The organism is Nitrospirota bacterium, from assembly GCA_016214845.1.
Taxonomy (GTDB): domain Bacteria; phylum Nitrospirota; class Thermodesulfovibrionia; order UBA6902; family UBA6902; genus SURF-23.
In genome coordinates this window covers 16,129-33,174 of the sequence record JACRMS010000005.1, presented here as the reverse complement: position 1 = coordinate 33,174, position 17,046 = coordinate 16,129, and the positions used below count along the sequence as shown (strand labels likewise).

Sequence of the window (17,046 nt, the reverse complement as noted above, 5' to 3'; positions counted from 1 at the left end):
TATTGCGAGGGGAAAAATCAGATAAGGGTAAGTGTATATTAAGACATTACTTCTTCTTTTCGTCAAAAAGTGCAGAGAGATTCATAGGCGGAAGAAGAAGCGGAGGAATTCCCGCCTTCATTGTAGTGGTGCCAACAATCTCCCGAATGAACGGCATTAAATGTGCCGGGGCATGAACTTTGGAAAATTTTTTAAGGTCGTCAATATTATTTCCTATAAAGATACCTTCTACTGAAGCTTTCATCACAAAAGGCGGAATCTTAGTTTTAATAAATAAAACTACACTTAACGTTGTAATGAGCTTCTTCTTATTGAGATCAAATGAATTTTTTGATTTAACCCCTATATCCACAGGGACACCGTCTTTAGGAAGCTTAAATTTCTTGTTCAGTTTGAAATCAAGCTCCGTCAGGGAGACACTGATAAAATTTATGCCCGTATCAGTCCCCAATTAATTCCCCCTTTTTAACTTTAAATATTTTTGCAAGCTTTTCAAGAGTTGAAATGGGCACGTTATATCCAGGTCTTTCAATCCTGCATATATTAGGCTGAGCAGTCTTTAGTTTCCTGGCAAGTGCAGCCTGGTCCATTCCATTTATAAGCCTGTAATATTTTATCCTGCTGATTTTTCCTGCCGCTGCAGACTTTTTCCATTCTTCTGCCCGTTCGTCCCATGCCGCTTGCCATGCTGCCTTGCCTTCAGGAGTCGAGGTAAATTCTTTGATTATTTTTTTTATAGGAATAGCTTTTTCGCTTAAAGCTGTTTTTAATTCTAATGAGTGTATCTCTGCCTTTAAAAACTCTACAAGTTTCTTAAGTTTCCTGTTTTCATTTTTCAACTCTTCAATTTCTTTATCCTTTATTGAATCGCATATTTCACATATGTCATCCTTAGAAAGAGTTGAGCGGACTTGTGAAGGCATGCGCCACTGAAATTGGGGTCCAGGGGTATATTTGATTTTTTCAAAAGCAGATTTCACTGGCAATCCCTCCATTGAGTGTAAAGCAATTTTATCCGCATATAGTGCGGAGCATCCTTCCTGTAAGTATCTTTATTTCTCGGAACAATGCAATATATACAAATCATTCCGGATATTTTGAGAGCATAAAAAATCCTGTATTCCAAAATATCCAAACACTTAAGCCTTTTGACATAAACCTTCTTTTTTGTGAGATTCAAAACAGTTTCTGAGTTGCAGTCACCGGTTATCGGCGCTGAATCAACCCCTAATTCACTTATCCTCTGAATAATCTTGCCTGCTTTCTTATCGTCCAGAGTTGCAATTTCCTTAATATCCCTCTCAGCGCTTGGGTGCACTTTTATGTTATTTGGAAGTTTCGGTACTTTCATGATATATCACTTATGATATATAGTCAAGACGCTAAATGTTGTTGTTTGATGGTTTTAATGAGCCCAAGATAATGATACACTATTTATAATTGCAAAATAAATTGCAATGATATCATTTTATGCTAAGAACGAGGCAGCTTTAAATTTCTCTTCAGTTCACTAATAACCGCATCAAACTTTCCAGCAAACAACTGGCTTACCTTTTCTTTCTTGCCGATAATCTTTTCATAAATCGGATTCGCAAAGATCTTTTTCAGGTCAATTTCCTGTTTGCTGCTGAGATTCGTTGCGAAAATATCTTTCATCTTAGCGAGAACCTTAAGCTGATCATCGTTAAAATCAGTGGTAGATTTTATAAATGCTTCGTAACCCTGTTCTATTCTTTCTTTAGGTGTGGGGATTTTTTTAAAGCCTAACGCATGCAGCAGGAACTCCCAGGTTGTGCCGTTGGGATAATCATATATCTTTTGCAACTGACCCTCTTCCAGATATATTTCCGGCGCCTTAAGCCATTCGTCTATTATTTTCAAATCCTCATCAGTAGGTTCGTAGTCGGTATTCTGCCTGACTTTTTCCTGAATGTCCCGAACTTCATTATTTATTGGATTGGCAGCTTCCCTCTCAAATATTTCTCTTGCTTTGTCAATTGGAACATTATCCACTACTCTGACGTCGTCGCCATGAATGTACACCCGCTGTATCATAGTTGCAGGGTCGGGGTTGTCAATGATGTAATACGGTCCTTTAGGGCTTGTTTCACCGCCACCGCCTGTGCCGTCTATTGTATCAACTACTTTGACATTAGGCTTTGTCGTTCCCTTACGGTTATCCTCCATTCTCTGGCATAAACCGACAAAGTCCAATATCTTAAAGCTGTTCTTTCCTGTTTTAGGATCTAACCGTGTCCCTCTGCCGACCATTTGAATGTATTTACCTACTGATTTTGTCAGTGCTGCAAATGCAAGATAGCGCACACACTTTATATCAACGCCGGTTGTCATTATGTCTACTGACACAGCGATATAAGGGGCCAGATAAGGTTTCTTGAATCTGTTTTTCAGGTAGCCATTGAGTTCGTTATTATCTGAAATAATCGGCTCTGCATACCGGGGATTACTGCTTCCATCGTCTTTAAATACTTTGTTAAGCGCATTGGTGAGCATATGACAATGCGCCTGGCTTACTCCAAATACAAGGACTTTTTCACCGTATTCGGTGTTCTTGCGGATCTCTTCCGCAATTCTATCGCAGCGTTCATCAGATATATATTTACGCTCCAATTGTTCGAGCATCAATCGCATCTCTTTAGGCAAATCGATACGGGCTCTTGTATCCGGGTCTAATACATATTCAATAGGGATGCCTTCTTCTTCAGCCTCCTGAGTCAGGTATGTCAGGATTTCAAGCACATTATATTCCGCCAGAAAACCTTCTTCTATTCCTCTTTCCAACCCAAATGAATAAGTCGCTTCACCTGATTCACATCCGAACAGTCTATACGTGTCCCTGATTTCCAGATCTTCCTGCGGAATTTCTTTACCTTCTTTAGCTACAGCGATTCGCGGTGTAGCCGTCAAGCCGATTCTCGGACAGAGGAAGTGATTAAAGATGAGCTTTCTGTTTATTGAAATGGAGCGATGGCATTCATCAACAATTATCAGGTCGTAGTAATTGCTCGGTATACCCTGAAATATGATTTCCAGTGTATCAATAACGACAACGTGGATTGAGGCGTGTTTCTGCTGTTTGAAATTGGTTGTTTTGATCCTCGCTGCTGAATGCTCTTTACTGATAAGGGCAAAGCCGTCATCCATTGCCTGATCAGCCAGTAAGACCCTATCAACCACAAACAATACTTTTTTAGCCAGCCCGTGAGACAACAATGCCTTTACAAACGCAACGACAGTACGGGTTTTCCCAAGACCGGTTGCCATGTGGACCAGCATTTTTGTTTCGCCAGCCCTGTATTTGTCTATTAATGTATTGATGCAGTCCAACTGATAATAACGCTCCTTGCCCACATCAGGGTCATAGCCTCCGGCGATAGTCGTGTCAATGCTTACTTTTTTAACAGCGCTTATGTTCTTCAGTTGTTCATTCTTCACCTTCATCTGTTCGAGGGTGAGGAATTCATTTGTCCGCCTGAACTCCCCTGCATCCAGTCCGCGCCATGAGGTGTCATAGAAAAGCTTTCTCTCTTTGGAGCAGGCGTATAAAAAACGTGGTTTCAATATCTGTCCGTAAAGCAGACGAAGTTTATCTAATGCCTTTTTCTCGTCTTTTTGCTCAAGCTTGTTTTCAAAGATAGCAAGGATTTGACCATTTAAATCCTGAAGTACTAAATCGGGCTTGATAGACTTTCGCATCTTGCCGTCCGGATATGAGTATTCTTTCTGCTGCTCGGCAGTGAGCTGATATTCAGGCTGGTACAGAAGCGTATCCCCAAGCTTCCAGCCGATACCTTCAAGCTCTTTTATGGCCGGGATATCTACACTCTGTGCTTCGCTGTCGTTAATTGATTGCAAATTTAATTCTCCCAAGCAGCATTGATAATTTGGCTAATTTTATTTTCAGCATCAGTTTTCATCTGTGCGATTTTATCTAAAGCATGAAGTTGTTCATGTATAGCTGAAATAATTGCTTTCTGAGTATTAATATCAGGTAGCGGTATATCTAAGTTTTTAAAATGATCAAAAGACAAGTTTGTTCTTCTTTCGATGGTCCCCTGTGTGTCCTTATTATAATATTTAATTGCAGTATCTGACCTTAAAATCATCTCGAGATAAGCAGGAAGAATTTTCTTTTCATCTATGGAAAAAACTTTATATATGCCACTTACTAAAGCCTCGTCATAGTCTTTTAAATAACCAATAGCTCCCTCGTTAGCATGTATTCCAGAATAAGCAAATTGGTTTTTTCTAATAACCTTATAACTTCTCAAATCATTACTATAAACTTTGTTTAATTTCCTGTTAGAAAAATAGTCGTCAGACAGCATCATGCCATAGTTCTTGGACACTAACATTACGGGCAACTTTCTGTCTTTATTATTTCTTTCGGATATTTCTTTTATGTAACTCACAAGTTTTACACGCGGATACCTGGCCCCGCTTTTTAAGATTTCATCTATCTTTGCCAAAGCCGGATGCTTCTGCAATTCACCGGCTTCAATATTGGACAAGTATTCTCTGACAATATCAGCTTCAATGGCATTTAGAGGGTCAAAGTTTGCTACGCAGTTAATCGCGTCCTTCAAAGCGCATCCCAGAAGCATCTCAAATCTCTTATCCAATGAGTGTCCGTTTGACGGCGGCTTGTGATGCTCGACAACTTTATCCCATTCATTCAATTGGCTTTCACTCAATGAACTTCGGTAATGTGTGGGATTAAAAGAATATGTATGCGCCTTGTCAATCCGCTGGGCTATCTCGTTCAGAATTTTATTTTCCCATGTAGTGTCAAACTTCCATATTTCTGAATCATAAGCTTTCTTGTTGAACTTGTCAGTTTTCGCTTTTTTTGCATTCTCCAGTTTAGTGTTCAATTTATCAATCAGCTTTTCCCTTGCCTCCTCTCTTTTTATGTCGAAGGCTTCTCTTGTCTCCTTCCTTATTCTTTCCTTGATGCGCGGATCAACAACCATGAGCCATTCAACCGATAGAGAAAAAGACCGTCTTGTCTCCGGTGGTGTCTTACCAAGCTTTACATATTGATGATATAAGTCCAATGCCTCTGTGAGCTGGCATCCCTCAACAGGTGTGCGGTTGGCTCCTTTGGTGAATCCGTCATTTTCCACATTGTAAAACCAGACTTTCTCAGTCGGCTTGCCCTTTTCAAAAATCAGAATAGAAGTCTTCGGCCCCTGTCCTGTCTTGCTGATAAAAACACCTTGAGGCAAACCAATGACAGCCTGCAAATTTGCATCTTCTAAAAGCATCTTGCGCAAAGACTTTGCGCTTCCCTGCTCCCATGTCAGAAATCCTTCTGAAACTACTACCGCACATTTGCCGCCTTCCCTGAGACTGTCAAACATCATTTTGACAAACAGGATAGTCGTCTCGCTCTCTTTCGAATAATCTTCCCACACATTCGGATAAGCCTTCTGGTCACGTTCTGCGCCGAATGGAGGATTGGCCAAGACCAGAGATTTAGAACCGGCTAATTCAGCATTAAACTTTGCCAATGAATCGCCCTGCTCAAGGTTTGCAGGATTTAACCCGCGCACATAGAAATTGACCGCCGCCATTTTTCTTATCATCCCAAGATATTCAATCCCCGAAATACCCGAACGATAAAACTGCGCAGTCTCTTCTATCGAAGGCATATCAATACTGTTTTCTGAAAAATATTTTCTGAACCAACCCTGCAACTCAGGATGCGACTTGGCTCCGGGGAAACGCGCAGGTTCGTCTTTACTCCTGTACGGCGCTTCTATCCTTTCCATAACGTACTCAAATGAATCGAACAGAAAACCTCCAGTGCCGCAGGCAGGGTCAAAGATCGTGTCCTTGATAGCAGGCTCAAGCATGCCCACCATAAATTGCCTCACATGATCGGGGGTGCGGAACAGACCGATATCCTTTGTACCGCCTGTTTCAGAGAGCGCCGATTCAATGGCGTCGCCTAATAAATCAGTATTGAGCAAACGGTCTTCATCAATGTCTGAAATAAGGGCGATAATATCTTCAAGATTTCCGCTCTGCACGTTGTTAGTAAAATTGGAATTGGCAAATACCTCATGTATCAAGGTCAACTGATCCTGAACTTTGATGCTTAAATTCTCTTTAAGGACCTTCCGGGCTTCCTGCAGGATATTTGAATAAAAGGGGAAAAACTCTTTATTCAGCGCTGATAAAATATTTTCACTGCCTATAGTTTGCAGATGATAAAAGAGTTTATTCTCATTCCCATGATCTGAATTGAAAAGCTTCCGCAGCTCTTTAAACTCATCATCTCTTTTGAGTTTCACCTCAAATATGCGAAGCAGAAGCAATTCAATGATGTATTCAACACGCTGCACTGGCGTGCCCGCAGGTCTAAGCTTGTTGTGCAGAGCTTTCAAGATATTGTTGGTCTTATTGTCTGCGTAATGAACTGTTGATCTACCCATGATTTAAGACACATTTTATACTAAAGTATTCCATTTTTTCAGGACAAAATTAGAATGCTTGATTTAGGATAGTGTGGTTTAAGGTATCTTCTTACTTCGCCGCGAATACGACGTTCTTTGTCGAAAACTTGCCGCGGTACATGGCCTTGTCCGCGATCCTGAGGAGCTCTTCTTTGCTCTTTGCGTCATCGGGGAAAGACGCGACCCCGAAGCTTGCCGTTATCCTGACCGGGACGCCTTCTCCCTTCAGATAAGCGTTCTTCTCTATTACCTTTCTAAGTCTCTCCGCCACGAGAAAACCCGCGTCGCGCGGGGTCTGGGGCAGGATTATCACAAACTCGTCTCCGCCGTACCTGATGACCACATCAACTTTCCTCAAGTTGATCTGTATTATTCCGGCTGTCTCAATAAGCACCTTGCTTCCTGTAAGATGCCCGAACCTGTCGTTTACCTTTTTCAGGCTGTCAATGTCCATAAATATAATTGAAAATAGAGAGCCGTAGCGTCTGGACCTTTCTATCTCAACTTCAATGGACTTGTAAAGGTAGCGGATGTTATACAGGCCGGTGAGATCGTCGGTTATGGATATCTCCTCTATCTTTTGATACAGATATTCCCTCTCTAACACTGAGGCCGCATGATACGAAATATTCATGAGCATCTTCACGTCATCCGGGGTAAAGGGGGCGCCGCGTCTTTTGTTTATCAGCCTCAAAACACCGACCGGCTTGTCCTTGATTTTCAAAGGGACGCATATGAGGGACCTGATTTTTACATCGCGGAATTTGTCCGCCTGCTTGTCAAAACGTTTGTCTTTTGATACATCCTGAACGATTACCGGTTTGCCTTTCACAAGAACAGCCCCGGTAAGGCCCGCTCCTGTTTCAAATTTTATTTTCTGGATATTCCTGGAGGAGCGTAAGGGAATTTTCTTGAAAGCTGCATCGACCATAAGCGACCATGTTTCAGCCCCTGTTGCGGCCTTTGCCTTCACCATAACCGAGGTCAGGCTCTTGTTCAGATCAGGCGCAGATGTGAGGATATTTGTTATTTCGTCGCAGAGGTCTATAGAGGGGTTTTTACGCATTGACACCGCAGCATTTTTTATATTTCTTGCCGCTTCCGCAGATGCACGGGTCGTTCCTGCCTATCTTTCTGTCCTTGATAACAGTTTGAGGCTTGGCGTCTTCCCCGCCCCTGCCATACATCACCTTTGCGGGCTTTGCGTTAAATTTATTTTCCACGGATTCTTCTCTCTGTATCTGTATCTTCGTCAGCCTCGCAATTACTTCAGAACTTACCCTGCTGCTTAGGTCGGAAAAGATCTCAAAGGCCTCTTTCTTGTATTCCACCAGCGGGTCTCTCTGGCCGTATCCGCGAAGCCCCACGCCTTCTTTCAAATGGTCCATGCTCAGGAGGTGGTCCTTCCACTGGGTATCGAGGACCTGCAGCAGTATCATCTTTTCGAGGTACCTGAAGGTCCCGGAGCCGATCTCCTGTTCCTTCTTCTCATACGCCTGCTTTATCAATTCAAGCAGTTCTTCGCGAAGCGCTTCAATGGGCTTTGCCTCTATTTCGGGATAGACGGAGAACTGACCGTAAAGAGCGTCGCGGAGCCCTTTTATATTCCATTCCTCTGAATGTTTGTTCTCGGGACAATAAACGGGGAGGACATCGTCAAGCACGTTTTCAAGCATCTCCATTATCTTGTCTTTGTGATCGTCGCTTGAGAGTATCTCGCGCCTGAATGAATAGATCTCCGTCCTCTGCTTGTTGTTGACATCATCATATTCAAGCAGGTGTTTTCTGATATCGAAATTGTGCGCTTCAACCCTCTTCTGCGAGGTCTCTATCGCCTTTGTGATCCATTTGTGTTCTATGGGCTGGTCTTCCTCCATGCCCAATTTGCCCATAAGGCCGGATATCCTGTCCGAGCCGAATATCCTCATCAGATCGTCTTCAAGGGAGAGATAGAAACGCGACGAACCAGGGTCTCCCTGCCGCCCTGAACGCCCTCTCAACTGGTTGTCTATTCTTCTTGATTCGTGCCTCTCGGTCCCGAGTATGTGCAGGCCCCCGGCGGAGATGACCTTTTCCCTGTCCTGTTTGCAGAGTTCTTTGGCCTTCTCAAGTGTTTTCACGTAATCTTCGTCAGTGTAGTCTTTTTTGTCCGCCAGCATGTCTTTGGCAAGGCCTTCAGGATTGCCGCCTAAGACTATGTCCGTGCCGCGGCCCGCCATGTTGGTTGCTATGGTTACGGCGCCGCTTCTTCCCGCCTGCGCGATTATCTCTGCCTCTCTTTCGTGGTACTTCGCGTTGAGGACTGAATGCGGTACTTTTTTCTTCTTCAGCATTGAGCTGAGGAGCTCTGATTTTTCTATTGATATAGTGCCTACAAGGGCAGGCTGACCGCGTTTATAACAGTCTTCTATTTCATTGATAACGGCATTGAATTTGCCCTTCACGTTTTTAAAAACAATGTCGGCGTTGTCCTTCCTTATCATCGGCTGGTTGGTCGGGACTACCAACACCTCAAGGTTGTAGATCTTTGCAAACTCCGGCGCCTCGGTATCGGCAGTGCCCGTCATACCCGCGAGTTTGTTGTACATCCTGAAATAATTCTGGAAGGTAATAGTGGCGAGCGTCTGGTTTTCACTTGCTATCTTGACGCCCTCTTTGGCCTCGATTGCCTGATGCAGTCCGTCCGACCAGCGCCTGCCCGGCATGAGGCGTCCCGTGAACTCGTCAACGATTATCACTTCATTGTCTTTGACGATGTAATCAACATCAAGCTGAAAAAGCACGTGCGCCCTCAGCCCCTGGTTGACGTGATGCACCAGCTCGATATTCGCGGGGTCGTAAAGATTCCCCGCATCAAGCAGTCTTTCGATCTTTACGTTTCCTTCCTCGGTGAGCGTGACGCTTTTCGCCTTTTCATCGACCGTATAATCGGATTCCTTTTTGAGTTTCGGGATGATCTTATCTATGACGTAATATTTATCAGTTGATTCTTCCGAAGGGCCGGATATAATGAGAGGCGTCCTCGCCTCATCAATTAAGATACTGTCCACTTCGTCAACTATTGCGTAATTCAATTCCCTCTGCACGTAGTCGTCTATGTGATACCTCATGTTGTCCCTGAGGTAATCAAAGCCGAACTCATTATTTGTGCCGTATGTGATATCAGCCAGGTAGGCTTCTTTACGGTTGACGGGCCTTAAATGCTGAAGCCTGCTGTCTTCAGAATGGAATGATGTGTCGAACATAAAAGAACTGTCATGCTGGATGATGCCTAATGAGAGTCCGAGGAAATTATAAATAGGCCCCATCCACTGTGCGTCTCTTTTTGCGAGGTAGTCATTGACGGTGATAACGTGGACGCCGTGCCCGTCGATTGCGTTGAGATAAACCGCGAGTGTTGCCACGAGGGTCTTGCCTTCACCTGTCTTCATCTCGGATATCTTTCCCTCGTGAAGCGCGATGCCCCCGATAAGCTGGACATCAAAATGACGCATCTTTAAGATCCTGCGGGACGATTCCCTGACAACGGCAAACGCCTCAGAGAGGATGTCATCCAGGCCTTCCCCGCCTTCAAGCCTCTTGCGGAATTCGCCGGTCTTTGCCCTAAGTTGATCGTCACTGAGAGGTTGTATTTTAGACTCAAAGGCGTTGACCTTCTCAACAACCGTCCACAGCCTCTTGATCTCACGGTCGTTCTTTGTGCCGATTATTTTGGTTAACAGTCCGAACATACGTTACTATTATATAACAAACTCTGCGATTTACCACACAGTACCCAAATGAAATTTAAAATGCACGCTTTTACTGCAAACAGCCTTTACTCTGGGCTCCAAGTGGTTTAGAATTAATCAATTAATTTCAGAAGGAGGACGCCATGAACGAGGTATTAAAGGCCATAAAGGGAAGAAGGTGCGTCAGGGCATATGAAGCTAAAAAGGTGCCGAAGGAAATCCTTAACTCGATAATTGACGCAGGCAATAATGCGCCGTCGGGAATGAACAGCCAGCCGTGGCGCTTTGTGGTGGTGGTGGACGATGCGCTACACAAAAAATTGATGAATGCCGCTATCCCCAACGCAAAAACTTTGCTCGGACCGCTTAAAACCGCAAACCCTGAACGCTATCAGTCGATAATGAAACGGTATGAAGAGCTTGAAGACCCGATTTATTATTCAGCTCCGGCAATTATTTTCGTCATCGGAAAAGGCCCGTATGCTGATTATTCATGCCCCCTCGCATGTGAGAACATGATGCTCGCCGCATATTCACTGGGGCTCGGAAGCTGCTGGGTACAGTTCGGCTCCCTGCTCACCGGCAATGCGGAGATAAAAGATGCCCTCGAATTAAAAGAAGATGAGAAGATATTCGGGCCTATCATTGTCGGTTATCCAAAGGGCGTCACAGACCCGCCGCAGAAAAAAGGACCCGTAATAAAATGGCTGTGAGGTAAAACGCGTTATAGCGTATAGTGTTATAGCGTTGCGCGTTAAACAAACAGAACCCTTCTTTACTCATAACGCGTAACGCATTGCGCTCAACGCTTATCTCTGCTTGCTTTTCTTGTACTCGTACATCTTTGATTCCGCGTCTGAGAGCACTTCATTGATAAACACGGAGTTTTCCGGGTCATTGAACGCCGTGCCGAAACTGAGCGACAGCCTGGGCGGCCCGTTTTTTCCAGCGTTATACTTTTTAAGATTTTCTTTTAACCGCTTCATGATCATTCCTTCCGTATCTCTTGATGATACGAGGGTTGATACCACAAACTCATCTCCCCCGGTCCGTGAAAGGACGTCGGCCTCCCGGAAGGTTTTGCTGAGGATATCGGCTGTATCAATTAATATCTGGTCGCCTGTGTCAAACCCGTATTCATCATTAATTGACTGCATATCATCAACGCCGATATATATGACCAGCATTTCCTTCCTCTCCCTGTTAGCTGCCTTCATCTGCTGCTCTGTCATGCTCAAAAACGTATGAAGGTTATACAGCCCTGTTAGTTCATCCTTCGCGCTTATGTATTGCAGTAATTCATCGGCGTGATTGCGTTCGGTTATGTCGTAGGCAACCCCCTGAGTTCCGATCACGGAGCCTTTGTCGTCATGGAGCGGGACCAGGTTGATAACTAAATTTATCTCACTCCCCTTCTTTGAGTAAAAAGAGATCTCATGCCCTATCACCGACTCGCCGATCAGGCAGTTTCTGAACTCGTTGATGTAATACCCCGCGGCCTCAGGGACCTGGAAATCCGAAAAATTCCTGCCAAGCATTTCCTCTGCCTTGTAGCCGTAACTCTTTTCCCAGGCCGGGTTGAGAAACGTAAACCTTCCACCGGCGTCAGTACGCCATATTAGTATATTGGCCGCATTAATGATATCGCGGTAAAGGGCGATGGTTTCTATTGAGTCTTCCCGTGGATTTTCATGGGTGTGCTTGCCGTTGTTTGTTTTTTTCATGGTTCATTCTCCTGACTGCCGGGTTTTCTCCGGCAATTCGTTTAAACTGTGCAATAAGCCGTTGAATATAATTCTATACCTTATGTAATACGGATTTAAATATTTATTCTTTAGCCAGTTTAAAAAGCAAAGTGCAAAGAGCATAGTGCATAGAGTTAAAGGCATGTTACGGGTAATCCATTGTTCTTTTCGCCCATTACGCTTTACGCATCACGCATTACGATTCAATAATATACACTTGTGCGGGAGTTTATGATTTTGTAATCCGAATCACAGCTTATAAAGCAATTTGATCCATAATATAATTAGTAAAAGATAGCGTGAGAAGGTTCAGGTGAAGGTATGATAACAAACAGGATGGTAATAAGATTTAAAGACAAATCATTACTGAAAGGCAGCAGCTTTGATTTTTCCCCGGATAAAACATTTTTTCATTTAAGCCTGTTGAGCGGCGAGAAGGTGAGGGTTGATATAGAAAAACTTAAGGCGGCCTTCTTTGTCAAAACATTTGATGGCAACAAAAACTACACCTATAAATATAAGGACATGATCCCATGGGGCGGCAATAAGCTTAAGGTAGAATTTGCCGACGGAGAGGTCATGGTCGGTTATGCAAAGTTCTATCCATTCGGCCGTCCGGCTTTTCTCCTAACACCGGCTGATCTGAAAGGTAATAATCAACGGGTCCTGGTTGTCATCTCAGCGACCAAAAATATAGTTTTCCTGTAGCTTACCGGTCAGGGCAAAAGATTGCGGTCTTTTTCCAGCTCTTTCATTATCGACACCCCTGAACTCGTGCCTATCCTTGTTGCGCCGGCTTTAACAAATGCGATCACGTCCTTTAGGGTCTTGATCCCGCCTGCGGCTTTGATGCCGACCTTCCCTTTTGTCACGGCCTTTATCAACTCAACGTCTTTGATCGCCGCGCCGGATGTGCCGAATCCCGTGGAGGTTTTAACAAACCCGGCCCCTGCATTCATCACAATCAGGGCTGCCCGCTTTTTTTCGTCTTCATTGAGGTAACAGGTTTCGATTATAATTTTATGAACACTGTCAGGAGTAGCTGTAATTAAATCTTCTATCTCGCTTTCAACACCTTCCCACCTGCCGGACTTTGCAAATCCCGGATTCATGACAGCGTCAAGTTCATCCGCTCCCTGGAACACCGCCTCCATTGCTTCATATATCTTCACTTTTGTAAGCGTCATGCCGAGAGGGAACCCGATGACGGACGATAATTTGATCTTTGTCCCGGCAAGCTGGTCCTTCGCGGTTTTTATAAATGCGGGATGCACGCAGACTGAAAAGAACCCGTGCCTCTTTGCCTCATCGCACAGCCTGACAATATCACGCTCTGTAGCATCAGGACGGAGAAGAGTGTGGTCGATGAGTTTGGCGATGTTGGTTTTAATGGTAGATTTCATAATAACTTAACCACAGAGTGCACGGAGATTAAAAGAAGGTGAGAAGATGAGAAGTTAAGAAGTTGGGAAGATGTCCTTCACCTTTTCTCATCTTCTCATTTTCTTATCTTCTTAATTTCTCCCTTTTCAGGTACGCCGCAACTTTTTTCTTATATGCCAGTTGAAGCGCCTTTGTAATCCTGCCGGGTTTTACGCCGATCTTTATATTATCGACCTCTGCGGCAGGCATGACCTCCATAGTGGTGTTAGATATAATGACTTCATCGGCCCGGTGGATTTCTTCCTTCCTGAATAGTCCCTCGTTGACTTTAATATTCAGCTCTTTCGCGCAGTCGATGATTGTCCTTCTGGTTATGCCGTCTAAAATCCCGGCGCCAATCGCGGGTGTGCAGAGGACATTATCTTTAACGAAAAAGATATTTGTTATCGTCCCTTCCGCGAGGTGTCCCCTGTAGTTCAGCATTACCGCCTCGTATGCGCCCCTGTCTTTGGCCTCTATCTTTGCGAGAATATTGTTCAGGAAATTGAGGGATTTTATCTGAGGGTCAAGCGCCCCCCTGAAATTCCGCCTCGTATTGACTATCGCGATCTTTACCCCCTTCTGATAGCACAGTTTGGGGTATTCTTTAAATTCATTTGTAAATATCACAAAGGTCGGATGCGGACACAGGTCGGGGTCTAAGCCGACAGGCCCCGCGCCCCTTGAGACAGTAATTCTTATTACAGCGTCTTTGAGGTTGTTCGCCTTCATTGTCCCGTAAACTGCCTTCCTGATCGCTTCAGGAGTTTTGGGAATTGCAAGCCTGATAAGGGCGGCGGAGCGGAAGAGCCGGTCAACATGTTCTTCGAACTTGAAGACAACGCCCTTATACGCCCTTAGAGTTTCATAAATGCCGTCACCGTAGAGAAACCCGTGATCAAAAACGGAGATGACGGCCTTATTCCTTGGGACAATTTTATTATTAAGATAAAGCATGGGACAAGTTTATCACGGCAGTAATGTGTTTTTCATTTTATAAAATTCAATTTTGCCACGAATTCCACGAATTGTCACGAATAAAAAAAGGACGCAGATTATACGCGAATAAATCTATTTTTTTCTTCATTCGTGTGATTCGTGTTCATTCGTGGCTAAAAAAACTCTTCTTTTCACTCAATACCGAAAAGCGGTTCCTCAATGGACTCGCCCCGGCACATGGGACACCTGCCGGGCTTTTTAAGTTTCTCTCTCTTTGAGAATATAAAACCGCACTTCCTGCATTCAGCGGGGATGACGGTAAGTTTATGATCGCCTTTGGCGAGCGACTTTTGTATGTGTTCAAGGTGTTCATATACTTCCTTTTCACCAACCCTGACCGCCCCCGACAGCTCCTTTGCGGAATGCGTTCTTTCCGAAAGGAGAGATATGATCTTCTGCCGCACGGTCTCCTGTCTGTCGAGGGGGACCGAAGGCTCTTTAGGTTTGTTCTTCATTCAACAAACTCCAGATATACTCTTCTCCAATGGCCGCTGAAATGGAAGGCTGTGGAAGAATTTCTATACGACACCTTGAAAGGATAGTCAGTAGATAGCAGTAAGTAGTTGGGGACCCCTATCTACTGGCTACTAACTACCAGCTACTGTTTTGCTGTCGATTATAGAAATTCTGTAGCAGGCTTTCATTTCAGCCAAAAGGCCTTAAATAGATTTTTAGATATTTACTTGCCTAATGGTAATAAGCAAGTATTAAATCTGCCAGTATAGCAATGATCGAAAGCAGGAAGATAAGCAGGTAGTTGATGTCTTCAGGTGACTTTTTTATCGACGACAGGAGATACATAACCACCTCTCTTTCCTCTTCCGCAAGGCACGCGTTAGCTTTTATCTTTTCAATTAACTGATAATCCCTGACTGCTTTCTTTCTTTTCCTTGTGATGGCGTACCGGTACATGAAGAAGCCTATATATCCGATAACTCCAACATACCAGACCGGCCTTACCCAGGCAGGCTCAAGACGCTGAAATACTATGATTACCCTGAATGCGACGGCGGAGATAATGCCTAAAAAAAAGAAGCCGTAGCTAACAAACGGAGAGACTGTATGCGGTAGTTTCCTGGCTGTCAATTTTTATCCTCTATCCCGTATTTCTTCATCTTGTACCCGATCTGTCTCGGTGTTATGCCAAGAAGCTTTGCGGCCTTTGCCTGGACCCAGTGCGCTTTTTCAAGGGCGTCAAGGATATTTGTCTTTTCAATTTCAATTATATTCGTTGTCAGTGAAAGTGATTTGCCCAAATTCTTCGGCCTGCTTATGCTGAGCGAATCAGGCAGGTCAGGCGGTGTGATGGTATTTGAAGTCGACATTATCACCAGTCTCTCAATGGTGTTTTCCAGTTCCCTCACATTACCCGGCCAATCATAATTCATAAGCACCTGAAGCGCGTTTTTGTCCAGGCCGACGGAACGGCCATGCTCTTTATTGAACTTCCTGAGGAAATACTCTATCAGCGCGGTAATGTCCTCTCCTCTTTCCCTGAGCGGGGGAAGGAAGACCGGGATGACGTTCAGGCGGTAGTAAAGGTCTTCCCTGAATTTGCCCTGCGACACGAGACTTTCAAGGTTCCTGCTTGTAGCGGTGATTATCCTGACGTCCACCTTGACCGTCTTTTCGCTTCCCACGGGTTCAAATTCCCTCTCCTGCAAGACCCGCAGTATCTTCGGCTGAAGCGTAAGCGGCAGGTCGCCGACTTCGTCAAGGAAGATCGTCCCTTTGTGTGCCAGCTCGAACTTGCCCTTTCGTGAGGCGATCGCGCCGGTAAACGCGCCTTTTTCGTGGCCGAAAAGCTCCGACTCCAGGAGCCCCTCCGGGATCGAAGCGCAGTTGAATTTAATAAAAGGCCCCTTGCTTCTATGGCTCATGTAATGAAGGGCCTTGGCTATCAACTCTTTTCCCGTGCCGCTCTCTCCACGTAAAATGACCGTCGCCTTTGTCGGGGCCACACGGTGGACAGCGGCAAAGACCTCCTGCATCCTGTCTGATTTGCCGATGACATTCTCTATGCTGTATCGTTCCTTTAACTCGCTTTTTAAATGCTCTTTTTCCTTCTCCACCTTTTCAAAGCTTTCCCACAGTTTTATAAACTGGGCGATCAAAGAGGCGACTATTGCCAGCACCCTCAGGTCGTCATCCACGCTGCCGTGTTTTTTTGAGTAGATCCTGTCCACGCTCAACACGCCCAGGGCTTCTTTTTTGAATTCTATCGGGACGCTTAGAAACGAGATCCCGTCTTTTTCAGGGCGCGACCCTGTCTTGTTCAGAAAGAGCGGCTCCTTGCCGATATTGGGGATCACCATGGGCGTCCTTTTTTCAAGCACCCTTCCTACTATTCCCTCTCCGATGTGGTATTTGCCTCTCTCAATATTTTCCTTTGTAAGCCCGTGCGCCGCTACGATATGCAGTTCCCCTGAGGTGCGGTCAAGGAGAAATACGCAGCCCCTCTGCATCTCAAGCAGGCTGCCGAGGGTCGCCATCGTAGATGAAAGGTTCTTCTCCAGGTCAAAAGACGCGGTCAACACCTTGCTGACTTCGAGGATGGCGGCAAGCTCCCTGTTTTTACGGACTATGGATTCTGTTTTCTGCTCTCTGTCTGTTCCAGGTATCATCAGTCAAATATTACATAAGGCCCGGCTTAATATCAACAACATT

General features: G+C 44.7%; 15 protein-coding genes. 2 read left to right on the top strand and 13 right to left on the bottom strand.

Annotated elements, in window-relative coordinates; genetic code table 11:
• Nucleotides 1-46 precede the first annotated feature (46 nt).
• The 7 genes from HZB61_01290 to secA form a co-directional block, all read right to left on the bottom strand.
• Nucleotides 47-352, bottom strand: coding sequence for a protein-export chaperone SecB (locus HZB61_01290; GenBank protein MBI5055238.1), 306 nt, complete (start codon nt 350-352; stop codon nt 47-49).
• A gap of 88 nt (nt 353-440) precedes the next feature.
• Nucleotides 441-980 carry a helix-turn-helix transcriptional regulator gene (locus HZB61_01285; GenBank protein MBI5055237.1) on the bottom strand — a complete coding sequence of 180 codons (540 nt, stop codon included), beginning with the start codon at nt 978-980 and terminating at the stop codon, nt 441-443.
• Complete coding sequence (locus tag HZB61_01280) at nt 977-1,351, bottom strand: hypothetical protein (protein MBI5055236.1); 375 nt, start codon at nt 1,349-1,351, stop codon at nt 977-979. Before HZB61_01280 ends, HZB61_01285 begins: the two co-directional genes overlap by 4 nt.
• Nucleotides 1,352-1,473: 122 nt before the next feature.
• Nucleotides 1,474-3,876, bottom strand: coding sequence for a DEAD/DEAH box helicase family protein (locus tag HZB61_01275; protein ID MBI5055235.1), 2,403 nt, complete (start codon nt 3,874-3,876; stop codon nt 1,474-1,476).
• Between the two features lie 2 nt (nt 3,877-3,878).
• Entirely contained in the window at nt 3,879-6,461 is a 2,583-nt protein-coding gene (locus tag HZB61_01270; GenBank protein MBI5055234.1) for an N-6 DNA methylase, read from the bottom strand.
• A 91-nt stretch (nt 6,462-6,552) separates the two neighbouring features.
• The gene (locus HZB61_01265) at nt 6,553-7,548 is read right to left on the bottom strand and encodes a sensor domain-containing diguanylate cyclase (protein ID MBI5055233.1); all 996 of its coding nucleotides are present in this window, start codon (nt 7,546-7,548) and stop codon (nt 6,553-6,555) included.
• The gene (gene secA, locus HZB61_01260) at nt 7,541-10,213 is read right to left on the bottom strand and encodes a preprotein translocase subunit SecA (GenBank protein ID MBI5055232.1); all 2,673 of its coding nucleotides are present in this window, start codon (nt 10,211-10,213) and stop codon (nt 7,541-7,543) included. The genes HZB61_01265 and secA overlap by 8 nt, the downstream gene beginning before the upstream one ends.
• 143 nt (nt 10,214-10,356) lie before the next feature.
• Here secA and HZB61_01255 point away from each other — a divergent pair, with 143 nt between their 5' ends.
• Entirely contained in the window at nt 10,357-10,926 is a 570-nt protein-coding gene (locus tag HZB61_01255) for a nitroreductase (GenBank protein MBI5055231.1), read from the top strand.
• 96 nt (nt 10,927-11,022) lie between these two features.
• Here HZB61_01255 and HZB61_01250 read toward each other — a convergent pair whose 3' ends face one another.
• Entirely contained in the window at nt 11,023-11,937 is a 915-nt protein-coding gene (locus HZB61_01250) for a diguanylate cyclase (GenBank protein ID MBI5055230.1), read from the bottom strand.
• A gap of 342 nt (nt 11,938-12,279) precedes the next feature.
• Here HZB61_01250 and HZB61_01245 point away from each other — a divergent pair, with 342 nt between their 5' ends.
• Nucleotides 12,280-12,666, top strand: a complete 387-nt coding sequence (locus tag HZB61_01245) for a hypothetical protein (GenBank protein ID MBI5055229.1) — start codon at nt 12,280-12,282, stop codon at nt 12,664-12,666.
• A gap of 8 nt (nt 12,667-12,674) precedes the next feature.
• Here the strand turns inward: HZB61_01245 and deoC are convergent, their stop codons facing one another.
• From deoC to HZB61_01220, 5 genes are all read right to left on the bottom strand, one after another.
• Nucleotides 12,675-13,361, bottom strand: a complete 687-nt coding sequence (gene deoC, locus HZB61_01240) for a deoxyribose-phosphate aldolase (GenBank protein MBI5055228.1) — start codon at nt 13,359-13,361, stop codon at nt 12,675-12,677.
• Between the two features lie 103 nt (nt 13,362-13,464).
• On the bottom strand, nt 13,465-14,337 hold the full coding sequence (gene ilvE / locus HZB61_01235) for a branched-chain-amino-acid transaminase (GenBank protein MBI5055227.1): 873 nt from the start codon (nt 14,335-14,337) through the stop codon (nt 13,465-13,467).
• Between the two features lie 173 nt (nt 14,338-14,510).
• Nucleotides 14,511-14,834, bottom strand: coding sequence for a transcriptional regulator (locus HZB61_01230; protein ID MBI5055226.1), 324 nt, complete (start codon nt 14,832-14,834; stop codon nt 14,511-14,513).
• A 232-nt stretch (nt 14,835-15,066) separates the two neighbouring features.
• Nucleotides 15,067-15,465, bottom strand: coding sequence for a hypothetical protein (locus HZB61_01225; GenBank protein ID MBI5055225.1), 399 nt, complete (start codon nt 15,463-15,465; stop codon nt 15,067-15,069).
• A complete protein-coding gene (locus HZB61_01220) occupies nt 15,462-17,003 on the bottom strand; it encodes a sigma 54-interacting transcriptional regulator (protein MBI5055224.1) in 1,542 nt (513 codons plus the stop codon). The genes HZB61_01225 and HZB61_01220 overlap by 4 nt, the downstream gene beginning before the upstream one ends.
• Between the last annotated feature and the right edge of the window lie 43 nt (nt 17,004-17,046).

Excerpts from the sequence above, each read along its gene's own strand:
- HZB61_01270 (MBI5055234.1), bottom strand. The coding sequence starts at position 6,461 with ATGGGTAGATCAACAGTTCATTACGCAGACAATAAGACCAACAATATC.
- HZB61_01245 (MBI5055229.1), top strand. The coding sequence starts at position 12,280 with ATGATAACAAACAGGATGGTAATAAGATTTAAAGACAAATCATTACTG.
- ilvE (MBI5055227.1), bottom strand. The coding sequence starts at position 14,337 with ATGCTTTATCTTAATAATAAAATTGTCCCAAGGAATAAGGCCGTCATC.
- deoC (MBI5055228.1), bottom strand. The coding sequence starts at position 13,361 with ATGAAATCTACCATTAAAACCAACATCGCCAAACTCATCGACCACACT.
- HZB61_01250 (MBI5055230.1), bottom strand. The coding sequence starts at position 11,937 with ATGAAAAAAACAAACAACGGCAAGCACACCCATGAAAATCCACGGGAA.
- HZB61_01230 (MBI5055226.1), bottom strand. The coding sequence starts at position 14,834 with ATGAAGAACAAACCTAAAGAGCCTTCGGTCCCCCTCGACAGACAGGAG.
- secA (MBI5055232.1), bottom strand. The coding sequence starts at position 10,213 with ATGTTCGGACTGTTAACCAAAATAATCGGCACAAAGAACGACCGTGAG.
- HZB61_01220 (MBI5055224.1), bottom strand. The coding sequence starts at position 17,003 with ATGATACCTGGAACAGACAGAGAGCAGAAAACAGAATCCATAGTCCGT.
- HZB61_01280 (MBI5055236.1), bottom strand. The coding sequence starts at position 1,351 with ATGAAAGTACCGAAACTTCCAAATAACATAAAAGTGCACCCAAGCGCT.
- HZB61_01265 (MBI5055233.1), bottom strand. The coding sequence starts at position 7,548 with ATGCGTAAAAACCCCTCTATAGACCTCTGCGACGAAATAACAAATATC.
- HZB61_01255 (MBI5055231.1), top strand. The coding sequence starts at position 10,357 with ATGAACGAGGTATTAAAGGCCATAAAGGGAAGAAGGTGCGTCAGGGCA.